This window comes from Siminovitchia fortis, assembly GCF_003605365.2.
In the GTDB taxonomy this organism is placed as follows: Bacteria; Bacillota; Bacilli; order Bacillales; family Bacillaceae_C; genus Siminovitchia; species Siminovitchia fortis.
Window position 1 is genome coordinate 19,071 of record NZ_QYTU02000039.1, and the last position, 12,532, is coordinate 31,602.

At 44.7% G+C, this 12,532-nt stretch carries 13 protein-coding genes and 1 other annotated feature; of the genes, 9 read left to right on the forward strand and 4 right to left on the reverse strand.

From position 1 onward, the window contains the following. Window positions 1-131: 131 nt before the first annotated feature. The gene (locus tag D4N35_RS14815) at window positions 132-707 is read left to right on the forward strand and encodes a TVP38/TMEM64 family protein (protein WP_120075088.1); all 576 of its coding nucleotides are present in this window, start codon (window positions 132-134) and stop codon (window positions 705-707) included. Between the two features lie 108 nt (window positions 708-815). Here the strand turns inward: D4N35_RS14815 and D4N35_RS14820 are convergent, their stop codons facing one another. Beyond that, complete coding sequence (locus tag D4N35_RS14820; protein WP_120075066.1) at window positions 816-1,214, reverse strand: sigma-w pathway protein ysdB; 399 nt, start codon at window positions 1,212-1,214, stop codon at window positions 816-818. 96 nt (window positions 1,215-1,310) lie between these two features. Here D4N35_RS14820 and D4N35_RS14825 point away from each other — a divergent pair, with 96 nt between their 5' ends. From D4N35_RS14825 to D4N35_RS14835, 3 genes are all read left to right on the forward strand, one after another. Next, complete coding sequence (locus D4N35_RS14825; protein ID WP_120075090.1) at window positions 1,311-1,802, forward strand: dUTP diphosphatase; 492 nt, start codon at window positions 1,311-1,313, stop codon at window positions 1,800-1,802. A gap of 82 nt (window positions 1,803-1,884) precedes the next feature. Beyond that, the gene (locus D4N35_RS14830) at window positions 1,885-2,970 is read left to right on the forward strand and encodes a M42 family metallopeptidase (RefSeq protein ID WP_120075092.1); all 1,086 of its coding nucleotides are present in this window, start codon (window positions 1,885-1,887) and stop codon (window positions 2,968-2,970) included. A 123-nt stretch (window positions 2,971-3,093) separates the two neighbouring features. Further along, entirely contained in the window at window positions 3,094-3,459 is a 366-nt protein-coding gene (locus D4N35_RS14835; protein ID WP_120075094.1) for a VOC family protein, read from the forward strand. A gap of 85 nt (window positions 3,460-3,544) precedes the next feature. On the opposite strand, the gene sspI is transcribed toward D4N35_RS14835, so the two are convergent. Then, window positions 3,545-3,757: a small acid-soluble spore protein SspI gene (gene sspI / locus D4N35_RS14840; RefSeq protein ID WP_120075068.1), complete on the reverse strand. Its 213-nt coding sequence runs from the start codon at window positions 3,755-3,757 to the stop codon at window positions 3,545-3,547. A gap of 103 nt (window positions 3,758-3,860) precedes the next feature. Between sspI and D4N35_RS14845 the strand changes: the two genes are divergently transcribed. From D4N35_RS14845 to D4N35_RS14860, 4 genes are all read left to right on the forward strand, one after another. Beyond that, the gene (locus D4N35_RS14845) at window positions 3,861-4,619 is read left to right on the forward strand and encodes a TrmH family RNA methyltransferase (protein WP_120075070.1); all 759 of its coding nucleotides are present in this window, start codon (window positions 3,861-3,863) and stop codon (window positions 4,617-4,619) included. 43 nt (window positions 4,620-4,662) lie between these two features. Then, window positions 4,663-4,900: a binding site (T-box leader), on the forward strand. Between the two features lie 78 nt (window positions 4,901-4,978). After that, a complete protein-coding gene (pheS, locus tag D4N35_RS14850) occupies window positions 4,979-6,016 on the forward strand; it encodes a phenylalanine--tRNA ligase subunit alpha (RefSeq protein ID WP_120075072.1) in 1,038 nt (345 codons plus the stop codon). Between the two features lie 17 nt (window positions 6,017-6,033). After that, window positions 6,034-8,448 (forward strand): phenylalanine--tRNA ligase subunit beta, encoded by a 2,415-nt coding sequence (pheT, locus tag D4N35_RS14855; protein ID WP_120075074.1) that lies wholly within the window; start codon window positions 6,034-6,036, stop codon window positions 8,446-8,448. Window positions 8,449-8,637: 189 nt separating this feature from the next. Next, complete coding sequence (locus tag D4N35_RS14860; protein WP_120075076.1) at window positions 8,638-9,495, forward strand: cytochrome c oxidase assembly protein; 858 nt, start codon at window positions 8,638-8,640, stop codon at window positions 9,493-9,495. Between the two features lie 28 nt (window positions 9,496-9,523). On the opposite strand, the gene D4N35_RS14865 is transcribed toward D4N35_RS14860, so the two are convergent. Both D4N35_RS14865 and D4N35_RS14870 read right to left on the reverse strand, forming a co-directional pair. Then, window positions 9,524-10,288 (reverse strand): NRDE family protein, encoded by a 765-nt coding sequence (locus tag D4N35_RS14865; protein ID WP_120075078.1) that lies wholly within the window; start codon window positions 10,286-10,288, stop codon window positions 9,524-9,526. 79 nt (window positions 10,289-10,367) lie between these two features. Beyond that, the gene (locus D4N35_RS14870) at window positions 10,368-11,729 is read right to left on the reverse strand and encodes an MFS transporter (RefSeq protein ID WP_120075080.1); all 1,362 of its coding nucleotides are present in this window, start codon (window positions 11,727-11,729) and stop codon (window positions 10,368-10,370) included. 114 nt (window positions 11,730-11,843) lie between these two features. Between D4N35_RS14870 and D4N35_RS14875 the strand changes: the two genes are divergently transcribed. Continuing rightward, the gene (locus D4N35_RS14875) at window positions 11,844-12,386 is read left to right on the forward strand and encodes a hypothetical protein (RefSeq protein ID WP_120075082.1); all 543 of its coding nucleotides are present in this window, start codon (window positions 11,844-11,846) and stop codon (window positions 12,384-12,386) included. The last annotated feature ends 146 nt before the right edge of the window (window positions 12,387-12,532 follow it).

The window sequence follows — 12,532 nt, forward strand, 5'->3', positions numbered from 1 at the left end:
AAAACCGTTTCCAAAATGGGCAGAATAAAAAGCAGCCATTCTTCATAGGTGAGAATGGCTGCTTATTTATTTGCCCAGTCATAACGGACTTCGTCTTAAAATACATATATATAGGAAAGCAGGTGATCATCATGGATGAGCAGTTGTTAATCATGCTTTCGATTATGCAGGGCAGCGGAATTCTTGCACCGGTGCTATTTATTCTGTTCCACGTTGTCAGGCAATTCATGTTCATACCGGTTGCGTTCGTCTGCATGGCAGGCGGGATGCTTTTCGGCAGTATCCTTGGAACAGTCTATTCAATGGCGGGACTGCTACTACTATCCGCTCTTTTTTATTTTATCATCAGAAGGATTCCCCGAACTCATCAAAAGTTAATGAACATCAAGCATAAATGGTTTGGGGCACATACGAAAATGACTGTTGGCCAGATCGCCGTATTGCGCTTGATCCCATTCTTTCATTATCAACTGCTGAACCTCTGTCTCCTGGAAAGAAGACCTGACTTCAGGGGGTTTATGAAAGGATCTGTAGCAACGAACATTCCTTTGGCATTCTTTTACACTGTATTTGGAGAATACATTACCCAGTTTTCCCCGGGAATCGGAGTCCTAATAGTTCTGGCCCTATTCATCCTGTTCTATATGCTTCGTGAAAAAATTGTCACAGTCAAATGGCATGACTTTTTTTCACACAAATCACTTTGATGCACCAACCCTTAAAAGTCCAAGCTAAACCTTCTGATCACTGATTTCAAGGCATCTTCTGTATTGAACAAGCCCCTTCTTTTTGTAGCATGACTCCTTTGAGGATTTTTACTTTTCATTATTCCTATTTTTCTCCATCAATTCTTTGATAGGGCTTTTCCAGTCAATGACCGCTTTGGGATATCGAAGTTTCACTTCATTTTCAATAAATCTGAAATCCTCGTAGCCGAGCCCCTGCAGCAAGTCATTGTTGTGCGGGAAAATGAAAATGGAAACGACTTCAAAGGCGCGGTCCGTTGTACCCAGATATTTTTCCCCTTCAAACATAACGCCTTCATAAGTGACCAAAAAGTTTTTCCTGATATTATCCGGGTTATCATAAAAGAAGAAGCGCTTCTGTTCATGGGCACTTTCCAATTTCCTCTTTGGATCCAGTATAAATTTGACAGCTATATAAAAGAGATAAATAATTAAAGCCAAAATGACGAATCTAAATAATAAGATCATGATGAGACCTCCAATACATAATCTATTAACCATACGGACAAACGCGATAAAAGGTTTCAACTTTGTTATAATTTTTTCATGGAGGATTGATAAATGATGACAATACAGGAATGGTTTGCCATGCAGTATGAATTGGACCAGTACATCGAAAAGGAACACGGGCTGCAAGGAGAAGATTTATTTGAAAAAAAGATTTTGGCTTTGCTCGTAGAAGTCGGTGAATTGGCGAACGAAACGAGATGCTTTAAGTTTTGGAGCAAAAAGCCCCCGTCCGCGCACGAGGATATTTTGGAAGAGTTTGTGGACGGCGTCCATTTCATTTTATCCCTTGGACTGGATCTTGGCTTTTCAGATCGCGAATATTCTCTCGTTTCCCAGGAAGCCAACGAAGATTTAGACCGCAGCTTTTTAAAGATTTACAGGCTGGTCAATGATTTCCGCCAGTCTAAAGATGCCGGGGATTTCGAGGAGCTTTTCCGGCAGTATATTATTCTGGGCCAGACGCTTGGCTTTACCCTTGATGAAGTGCAGGAAGCCTATAAAAAGAAGAACGAAGTGAATTTCAAACGCCAGCAAAACGGTTATTGAGCCGGACGGCGATTTCTTTGTGATAGCTTCCATTTTTGAGTATAATGAAAAAAGGAAAAATTTTCAAAAGCGAGGGATGATGATGCAGAATCTCGATGACACTTTATCGATGTTAAAAGATTTGACAGATGCTAAGGGAATTCCAGGGAATGAGCAAGAGCCGCGCAGCATCATGAAAAAGTACATAGAGCCGTACGCCGACGAGATTGAAACGGATGGACTGGGAAGTTTGATTGCCAAAAAATCGGGGGATACAAACGGACCAAAAGTTATGGTGGCCGGGCATTTGGATGAAGTTGGATTCATGATTACACAAATCGATGACAAGGGATTCCTTCGCTTCCAAACGGTCGGCGGCTGGTGGAATCAGGTCATGCTGGCCCAGCGGGTGACGATTGTTACAGCAAAGGGTGAAATTACAGGCGTCATTGGTTCCAAGCCTCCGCATATTTTATCTGCGGAAGCACGGAAAAAGCCGGTGGAAATCAAAGACATGTTCATTGATATCGGAGCATCAAGCAAGGAAGAAGCGAGAGAATGGGGAGTCCGCCCTGGTGACATGGCAGTTCCTTACTTTGAATTCACCGTCATGAACAATGAAAAAATGCTCCTTGCTAAAGCTTGGGACAATCGGATCGGCTGCGCCATCGCAATTGATGTCCTGAAAAATTTAAAAGGGGAACATCACCCCAATACCGTATATGGTGTAGGTACTGTGCAGGAAGAGGTAGGCTTGAGGGGAGCTAAGACAGCTGCCAATAAAATCATGCCGGACATTGCTATTGCCGTGGATGTCGGTGTTGCTGGAGATACTCCGGGCATCTCCGAGAAAGAGGCGCAGGCAAAAATGGGGGAAGGTCCCCAAATCATGTTGTATGATGCTTCAATGGTTTCCCATAAAGGCCTGCGTGATTTCGTAACAGGAATCGCGGACGAATTGGACATTCCTTATCAGTTTGATGTCATGGCGGGCGGTGGAACCGATGCAGGCTCCACACATCTGGCCGGCGAAGGGGCTCCATCATTGGCTATTACGATCGCAACGCGTTACATTCACACCCATGCAGCATTATTGCACCGTGATGACTATGAAAATGCGGTTAAACTTATTACTGAAGTGGTAAAGCGGCTGGATAAAGAAGCAGTGGAAAAAATCATATTTGATTAACGAACGGAAAAAAGTACATCACCTCAATAGTGGTGTACTTTTTACCATTCTTTGAGGGGAGGCGCAATGCTTCGGTTTCCGTTTTAACGTCTTGAATATTTTTTTATTAGGGGGGAGATCATGATGATTCTCGGACTGCATCACGCACAAATTACTATTCCGAAGGGTGCAGAGAAGGAAGGAAAAAATTTTTACTGCGGCGTATTGGGCTTGATTGAAATAGAAAAGCCCGAAACACTAAAGGGACGAGGGGGATTTTGGTTAAAAGTTGGCTGTAAAGAAGTGCATGTAGGAACAGAAGATGGCATTGAAAGGACAAAAACAAAAGCCCACTTAGCCTACCAAGTTGAAGATGTCTCGTTTTGGAGGAAGAGATTGGTGGAAAATGGAATAAAAATAATTGAGTCAGTACCAATATCAAACTTTGAACGTTTTGAGTTTAGGGATCCATTTGGCAATAGGGTGGAGATGATTCAAGAGATTCAATGACAGAAAAATACTCACAACAGATGGCTATAGGGATTTTTGGGTAACGGTGAAAAAACCAAAAAAAAGCGGACGGTCACGCCGCCGCTTATGTTTGTTTTAATCCATTTTCCAGTGTATCAAGCATCATGCCTTTCTCCTGCTCATCTGCGTTCTGCCAGATCACTTCGAAAAGCACGCCCAATCCGGGCAAATATTTTTCCTCGCCTTTTTGCATGGCATCCACAATTGTGTCGCGTAATTGGTCTTGATTGTTTTCAGAAACATTATGAATAACGGCTCTTCTAATATTAATATCCATTCATCTTGGCTCCTTTTCAAAAGATTCTTCCGTTAGCTTTTCGCAAATTAGCTGAATTATGTATAATGAAAAAAGAATTGTCCCGAAAGGAATTGCATGATAAATGGAAGAACTTAAATCCGCGAAAAATGCGCGGGTCAAAGAATGGAAAAAGCTGCTTACAAAAAAAGGACGGGACCAATCCGGCAATTATATGCTGGAAGGGGCCCATTTAATTGAAGAAGCATTGAAATCGGATGATATTATTGAGATCATGGTCCAAAATAATTTTACAGCCATCGAGATTGAACAGCTAAGGAAGTTTCCGGTGACATTGATCTCTCCGGAAATAAGCCAAGCCATCTCAGCAACCGAAACGCCCCAGGGGATTTTTGCGGTTTGCAAAAAAAGATCTGCTGGAGTAAATCCGGCTGTCCATCGGAAACTGCTCCTTCTTGACGGGGTGCAGGATCCCGGGAATATTGGAACGATGATCCGGACGGCGGATGCGGCAGGAATCGATGCAGTCATCTTTGGAGAAGGAACCGGTGATCTTTATAACCCGAAGGTGATCCGTTCGGCCCAGGGAAGCCATTTTCATTTGCAGACGGAAACCGGAAGCTTAACGGAATGGATACAAAAATTAAAATCAGCGGATATTCCGGTTTACGGAACTGCCCTGGAAAATGCGTCACCTTTTACAGAGGTTACTCCTACAGATTCATTCGCTTTAATTGTAGGCAATGAAGGAGCAGGAGTGGACCCTGCAAATCTTCGGCAGACCGATCAAAACCTATATATTCCGCTCTACGGGAAAAGTGAATCTCTCAATGTGGCAGTAGCTGCCGGCATATTGCTTTACCATTTGCGAAAACCGATTTGAAATTATTGCTGTAAACGACTATAATGTGAATATCTTAATATCGTAAACGACGATGATGGAGAAAAGTAGCCGGAAGACGCTTACAGGGAGAAAGTGCCTTGACTGCAAGCACTTTTAGTTGGGAATCCGGGTGAAGTTCACCTCCTGAGTCGGCATCGGGACCGTCATTGCAGGTTTTATCTGTAATTTCGTAAAGATGCGCCGGCCTTGCCGTTATGACAATGAAGTGAACATGAAAATGTTTATAAGGGTGGTACCGCGACCATAGCCTCGTCCCTTTTTTGGGAGCGGGCTTTTTTTATTGTCTAAGTTTAGGCATGCCATAACTTTGATTGGATTAAATGAAGGAGGATATATAAATGGAGCAAAAGTTAAAAGAACTGGAAATGAAAGCTCTTGAAGAAGTCAAGGCTGCTTCCGGCTTAAAAGAGTTGAATCAGGTCCGCGTCTCTTATCTTGGAAAAAAAGGACCGATTACCGAAGTATTGCGAGGCATGGGTAAACTGTCAGCGGAAGAGCGGCCAAAAATGGGAGCTCTCGCCAATATGATCAGAGAAACGATTACAAAGGCGATTGAAAATAAGAATGTGGAACTTGAAAATGAAGCGGTTGCCAAGAAGCTGGAAGCAGAAACGATTGATGTGACGCTTCCAGGAAGGCCGGTCTCAACAGGCAACCGCCATCCGCTTACAAAAATTATCGAAGAGATCGAGGATCTGTTCATCGGGATGGGATATAAAGTAGCGGAAGGCCCTGAAGTTGAGCACGATTACTATAACTTCGAAGCTTTGAATTTGCCGAAAGGGCATCCGGCCCGCGACATGCAGGATTCCTTTTACATCACTGAGGAAATTTTAATGCGTACGCATACATCGCCGGTTCAGGCCAGAACAATGGAGAAGCATGAAGGAAAAGGGCCTGTTAAAATCATCTGTCCGGGAAAAGTGTATCGGCGCGACAATGACGATGCCACACACTCCCATCAGTTCATGCAGATTGAAGGCCTTGTCGTCGATGAGAATATCACAATGGGGGATTTGAAAGGGACGCTTGAAGTATTCGCGAAAAAGATTTTCGGTGCCGACCGTGAAATTCGTTTGCGCCCAAGCTTCTTCCCGTTTACAGAGCCTTCAGTGGAAATGGACATTTCCTGCAAAATTTGCCGCGGCAACGGCTGCCGGGTATGTAAACAAACTGGCTGGATTGAAGTGTTGGGTGCGGGCATGGTCCATCCGAACGTTCTGGAAATGGCGGGATTTGATTCAAAGAAATATACAGGCTTCGCTTTCGGAATGGGGCCTGACCGCATCGCTATGCTGAAATACGGAATTGACGACATTCGCCACTTCTATACGAATGATATCCGGTTCCTTAAACAATTTGCAGTTCAAGAATAATTCGGGAGGTTAAACACATGTTGGTTTCATATAAATGGCTGCAGGATTATGTCAATTTAAATGGTATTTCCGCAGCTGAATTGGCTGAAAAAATAACAAGAAGCGGTATTGAAGTTGATGGAGTTGAAAAATTAAGCGATGGGGTAAAGGGTGTAGTTGTCGGGGAAGTCCTTGATTGCACCCAGCATCCCCAAGCCGATAAATTGAAAGTGTGTAAGGTGGATATTGGTGAGGGAGAGCCCGTCCAAATCATTTGCGGGGCGCCAAACGTCGCCAAAGGCCAAAAGGTGCCTGTCGCGAAAGCCGGCGCTGTTCTTCCAGGCAATTTTAAAATAAAAAGAGCCAAACTCCGCGGCGAGGAGTCAAACGGAATGATCTGCTCACTCCAGGAGCTTGGCATTGAAGGGAAGCTCGTTCCGAAAGAATTTGCCGACGGAATTTATGTATTTCCTGCAGATGTAAAAGTCGGTTCCGATGCTTTGGCGTTATTAAACATGGACGATGAAGTGCTGGAGCTTGATCTGACGCCTAACCGTGCGGATGCGCTCAGCATGATCGGCGTTGCCTATGAAACTGCAGCCATTTTGAATGAATCAGTCCAGTTGCCGGAAATTTCCTGTGAAGCTTCTGAAGAGAAAGCTTCCGACTATATTTCCGTAAAAGTGGAAGCTCCAAAGGAAAACCCGCTTTATACGGCAAAGATTATAAAAAATGTACAAATCGGACCTTCCCCTCTTTGGATGCAGGGACGCCTGATGTCAGCGGGCATTCGGCCCCATAATAATGTCGTCGATATCACGAACTATATTTTGCTTGAATACGGCCAGCCTCTTCATGCTTTCGACTATGACCGGTTCGGTTCAAAGGAAGTGGTCATCCGCCTGGCGAAAGAAGGGGAAAAAATCACAACGCTAGATGACACTGAGCGTACGTTAACTTCCGAGCAGCTTGTCATCACAAATGGAACTGTTCCAGTTGCACTCGCAGGTGTGATGGGCGGAGCGGATTCAGAGGTAAGCGATGATACGACAACGATTCTTCTGGAGTCTGCTTATTTTACAGGCGGATCGATACGGAGCACGTCAAAATATCATGGTTTGAGAAGCGAAGCAAGCAGCCGCTATGAGAAAGGCGTCGATCCGAACAGAGTGAGGCCGGCAGCGGAGCGCGCCGCTCAGCTGATTGCAAAATATGCCGCCGGGGAAGTGCTGGAAGGGCTTGTGGAAGATGATCATTTGACAATCGAGCCTGCTGTTGTATCCATTACTTTAGAAAAAATTAACCGTGTTCTTGGAACTAACATCACTTCGGCAGAAGTCGTGAAGATTTTTGAAAGGCTGCAATTCGAAGCAGCGGTTGAAGAAGATGTATTCACTGTAACTGTCCCGACCCGCAGGGGAGACATTACGATCGAAGAGGATCTGATTGAAGAGGTTGCACGCCTCTACGGATATGACCGTCTTCCGAAAACACTGCCCAGCGGAGCAGCAACACCGGGCGGTTTGAGCAAGATTCAAGAAAAGCGCAGAACAGCTAGGGGCTTCCTGGAAGGAGCCGGCTTGTACCAGGCGATCACCTACTCTTTGACAAGCGAAGAAAAGGCATCCATGTTTTCAATTGAAAAACGTCCGCCTGTCACTCTGTCAATGCCGATGAGCGAGGAACGGAGCCGCCTGAGATTAAGCCTTGTTCCGCAGATGCTTGAAGCGATCTCTTATAATGTGGCCAGGAAAAATGAATCAGTTGCCCTTTACGAAATCGGCTCCATCTTTTTGAACGAAGGTGAAGGTAAACAGCCGGAAGAACGGGAGCATATTGCTGGAGCTGTTACAGGCTTGTGGGTGGATCATGCCTGGCAGGGAGAGAAAAAGCCGGTTGACTTTTATGTAGTCAAAGGAATTTTGGAAGGCCTGTTCAAGAAGCTGGGACTTGAAGAGCGTATCTCCTGGCAGGCTGTCCAAATGGATGGCATGCATCCGGGACGAACGGCGGAGGTCTTATTGGATGAAGAAGTTATAGGATTTGCTGGACAGGTTCATCCCAACTTGCAAAAGGACCTTGACCTGAAGGAAACCTATGTATTTGAAATCCAGGCTGGACCAGTTTTTGATTACGAGCTTCCTGAATTGCGCTATGTCCCAATCCCACGTTATCCATCGATTGCACGGGATATTGCACTCGTCGTGGATAAGGATGTCCATGCAGCTGCGCTTGAATCCATCATCAAGGATTCCGGCAGAAAACTGCTGAGGGAAGTCCATGTGTTCGACCTATATGAAGGAAAGAATATGGAAGAAGGCAAAAAATCCATCGCCTTTTCGTTGACCTACGCCGATCCTGAAAGGACACTTACGGATGAGGAAGTTACAAAGACCCATGAAAAAGTGTTGGCTGCACTAAAAGAAAAAGCTGGTGCCGAGCTGCGCAGTTAGGCGCTGAAGCTAGAAGTATCATAAATTCCATAATAAAATGATTCGGCCGGGCATCAGACCCCGGTCTTTTTCAAATGTAAGGGGAGACGTTTTGCAAAATTGTGATAGAATATCCTTATAACCTGTTTCATCCTAAATGGATAAAATGAGCGCTGCCACGGCCATCCATGATGGGGGAGGAGGATTACTGTGAATTTTGATGTTTTCTCAAGCTTTACCTGGTACGAGTTGTGGAGCCCGATCACTTTTACAGTCATAGCGTTGAGTTCTGTCATTTACGCAAAAAAAATCATACATTCTTCCAATTACAATGTTACAAAAAAACAAATGGCCTATTTTTATACAGCGGCACTTTCGCTTTACATAGTCAAAGGAAGCCCTTTAAAAATTGCGGCCGATTATTTTTCTTTCAGCGCCCATGTAATCGAGGTCATGACAGTATTGTTCATTGTGCTGCCATTGTTTATTTTAAGCATGCCTCCTCAATGGGCCAGGCAATACTTTTGGAATCACCGGCTTAAATTTACCATTAAGCTGCTTGGACACCCATGGATGGCTGCGTTGCTTTTTAACGGAGCGTTAACGGCTTATTTTGCACCACAGCTTTTCAATATTATTCAGCAGAGCCCAGTCCTTTCGGTCATCAGCCAGATTTTTCTTATTATTACCGGTTTCTTGATGTGGTGGACGATTATCATGCCATTGCCGGAAATCAGCAAATTCTCGTATTTCACGAGGGTGGCTTATATCTTTTTAAACTCGGTTTTGTTGATGCCAATCGGTATTTTTCTTCTGGTGGGGATTAGTGAGTCGCACTATCCGGTGTACGCGGCGGTGGCTGGAGATCTGCTTCCATCGCTGACAGCAGTTTATGACCAGCAGCTTGGCGGCGGGATTTTGAAGGCTATCCAGCTCACAAGCTACGGGATTGCACTCTTTTGTCTTATTGGAAACTGGAGTAAAAAAGAGGATGAGCGCGAAGGGCAGATTGATGATGAGAACATTCGTGTTGTCCAAGGTGTCGTCATTCATTTGCCGAAAAAATAGGAAGCTGCTATGGCTAAATAGCAGCTTCTTAGCTTTTCTCCAGCTTAAAAGTGAAATCTTTTTCATGCTTCCCGTTTGGCCCAAATGTCTTTTCAATAAAGCGGACATATTGATCTTGGTCAATCGTCAGAACAGTTGAACAGCGCGTCCCATAATCAGGGCTTTTGATAAAGATTGAAGATAATGTTTTTTCCAGCTCCAAGGGAATGCCTGTTTGCGGCAATTCCTTTTCCGGAGCCGGCTCTTGATCAGCAAGAATGGCAAAGAGGCGTTCATGATTCAACCCGCTTTTCAGCAGTTGCTTCAATTGCTGCCTGCCTTTTTCAACTTTGGGCCACGGAGTATCAAGCTGGTCATTGCTCAGCCCGTAAATTCCAGGCTCCAGATGTTTGATTTCGTTGCCGATATTAGAGTAATACATAAGGCTGTCCCCATCTGAAACGAATAAATTAAAACCTTTATAATGCAATCTTTCTTGCTGAAGTTTTTTTAAAAAGTTAAATGGGGTTTCGTCACCTGCCAAAAAGTCGCGAACGATATGGCCCCTTGATTTTTTATCCGTTTTTTCAAATTCTGAGGGGTTTCTGTAATTGGTCAGAGCGGCAAACCTGCCGGTCCGGGTAACCCCCATCCATGTGCCCATCTGCTCCAGATCCCTGCCGGCCAAAATGGACGGATGGTCATCCCAAAAATGCGCAGGCTCGGCAGGACGTTTGTAAAACTCGTCACGGTTTGCCGCTGTGATCAGGTTATAATTTGGATGGTAACGGTAAGCAATAAAAATGATACACATAAAATCTCTCCAATTTAATAAGGAATGTTTCATCCTACTTTAACGCGTTACCGCGCCGGGGGTCAGACCGCTAATTAGATTAGGAATGACCTTTCACTTTTCCACGCCCAGGAAGCCTGATGGAAAGATAGAATACCAAAAGGCAGAAAATAAGGCAGATCATCGCGACATTGTGAAGGTGCTGGATGTCCAAATGGCGGTTAAAAGCCAGTCCCAGCAAGCTGGATGATAAAATAGAACCCAGATACCGGCTGGTCTGGAATAATCCCGATGCCGAGCCTGTATCTTCCGGTTTGACATGCTCATACAGGGCTGTCTGCATGGAAATATTGCTGAATCCATTGCTCATTCCCAAAACGGCCATGATGATCAGAAGCCATAAAAGGGATGATGTTTCACGCAATGTAAGCAGGAGGGCCGTTCCGGAAAACAGGATGGCAGATCCCGTAATAAGTGCAGGCTTAGGTCCATGGCGGTCAATCAGCCTGCCGACGAACGGCGATACGATGACGCCGAATCCCGCCAGGGCAAGCATAATTAAGCCGGTATTTCCCGGGCTGTATTTTTTCACCTGCTGCAAAAACGTCGGGAAACCGAAAAAGTAACAATAATAAACAAGGTTTATAGTGATAAACTGCAAATAAATCAGCGTGACGTTCGTATTCTTTTTCAGTCCTCTGACATCAATGAAAGGCTCCGACTGCCTCTTTTCATAATAGTAGAAACTGACGGACGAAACGATAAAGACAATGAATGCCCACCAATGAATATGCGTTTCCAATGATAAGAGAAACAGAATCAGGCCGATCACTGCAATGATAAACAGGGTGATGCCAAGAAAGTCGATGCGCGCCAGTTCAAACTTCCCCTGGCCTTTTTCAGGTAAAATAAAAATGGCCATGAAAAATGAGACAATGATAAAAGGAAAGTTTACAATGAAAATGGAGGGCCAATCCCATGAATCAATCAAGAGCCCGCCGATGGATGGACCAAAAGCGGCGGATGTCGATGCGAAAATCGAAAGCGTTGCCAAGGCTTTCGCCTGTCCTTTCGTGATGCTTGTCCGGACAATGCTCATACCGCTCGGAAATAGGGTGGAGCTGCCAATCGCCTGTAAAGCCCGGCACCCAAGCAAAAAAGGAAAGTTAGGAGAAAACGGTGCCAGCATTGAAGCGGCTGCCACTGTAACAAGCCCTGCCAAAAACATTCTCTTCGGGCCGAACATATCGCTTAATTTTCCCATGACAGGCTGGCCGGCCGCACTGGCAAGATAAAACACAGAAATAAGCCAAGAAGCATCGGCAAATGTGAGTTCGAACTCCTGCTGCATCCTTGTCAGCGCCACAGAAATCATCGATGAATTCAATGGGTTCAATAAAGTGCCGAGACCTACGGTCAAAACAAGAACCCATGGTTTATGCGTTTTCTTTGTTCCTGTCATTACGAATCACCTGACTCTTCTCATCCGTCGCGTTAAAAAACATGCTAACGATTTATTTTAGGATAGTCAATTGATTGGCGTTTTAGATATTTTGATCAGAAGGGTGGCAAGGCCATGAAAAAGAACCGGCTTCCTGTCTATTTATGCTTATTTTTCATTGCTGTTACGACTTTTACCATATATGGAAGATCAGAGATCAAAGGTTTTCCCGAAGAAAAGGCAACAAGTTACCAACACAGCATGCAGGCAAGTATAATGGATATTTTAAACAAGATTCCGATAGGCCAAATAGAAAAAGATAAGGCTATTTCAAAAGATCAATCAACCGTTTTTGTGGAAAAAAGCGAGCGCATCCTTTCGAGCTATACGGAGCTAAACGCCATTGCGTCCACGTATCTGAAAAAGGATCGTTCAGGCTTGAAAACCCAATCATTGCTTGAAAATATTTATTTTTCATTTACTCAGTTGAAAGGCCTTAAAGAAAGCACGATTAAGCTGACTGATGGACAGGCCGGCTATATTTCGGATGCATACCAATTCTTATCCGATGTCCATAATATCGATGTCTTTCATATGGAATTGGATGAATCATTGGAGGAGATGGAAAAGGTGGCGGAGAAGTATCCGAATCTTGGCCGTCGAATGGAGGAGATGTAGTTCCGATGATATTGTTTTGGGCGCTTATTCCCAGACCGAAAACGGGGCAGTCTCAAGAGGAAAATGAGCGTTTATGACCCTCCGAGATTTGACACAAACCGGTAGGACCAATGCCCGCAAAAGGAGAAAACCGGGCTGTCCGGACA

Coding starts and splice junctions, on each gene's coding strand:
- D4N35_RS14815 (WP_120075088.1), top strand. CDS start 132: ATGGATGAGCAGTTGTTAATCATGCTTTCGATTATGCAGGGCAGCGGA.
- D4N35_RS14820 (WP_120075066.1), bottom strand. CDS start 1,214: ATGATCTTATTATTTAGATTCGTCATTTTGGCTTTAATTATTTATCTC.
- D4N35_RS14825 (WP_120075090.1), top strand. CDS start 1,311: ATGACAATACAGGAATGGTTTGCCATGCAGTATGAATTGGACCAGTAC.
- D4N35_RS14830 (WP_120075092.1), top strand. CDS start 1,885: ATGCAGAATCTCGATGACACTTTATCGATGTTAAAAGATTTGACAGAT.
- D4N35_RS14835 (WP_120075094.1), top strand. CDS start 3,094: ATGATTCTCGGACTGCATCACGCACAAATTACTATTCCGAAGGGTGCA.
- sspI (WP_120075068.1), bottom strand. CDS start 3,757: ATGGATATTAATATTAGAAGAGCCGTTATTCATAATGTTTCTGAAAAC.
- D4N35_RS14845 (WP_120075070.1), top strand. CDS start 3,861: ATGGAAGAACTTAAATCCGCGAAAAATGCGCGGGTCAAAGAATGGAAA.
- pheS (WP_120075072.1), top strand. CDS start 4,979: ATGGAGCAAAAGTTAAAAGAACTGGAAATGAAAGCTCTTGAAGAAGTC.
- pheT (WP_120075074.1), top strand. CDS start 6,034: ATGTTGGTTTCATATAAATGGCTGCAGGATTATGTCAATTTAAATGGT.
- D4N35_RS14865 (WP_120075078.1), bottom strand. CDS start 10,288: ATGTGTATCATTTTTATTGCTTACCGTTACCATCCAAATTATAACCTG.
- D4N35_RS14870 (WP_120075080.1), bottom strand. CDS start 11,729: ATGACAGGAACAAAGAAAACGCATAAACCATGGGTTCTTGTTTTGACC.
- D4N35_RS14875 (WP_120075082.1), top strand. CDS start 11,844: ATGAAAAAGAACCGGCTTCCTGTCTATTTATGCTTATTTTTCATTGCT.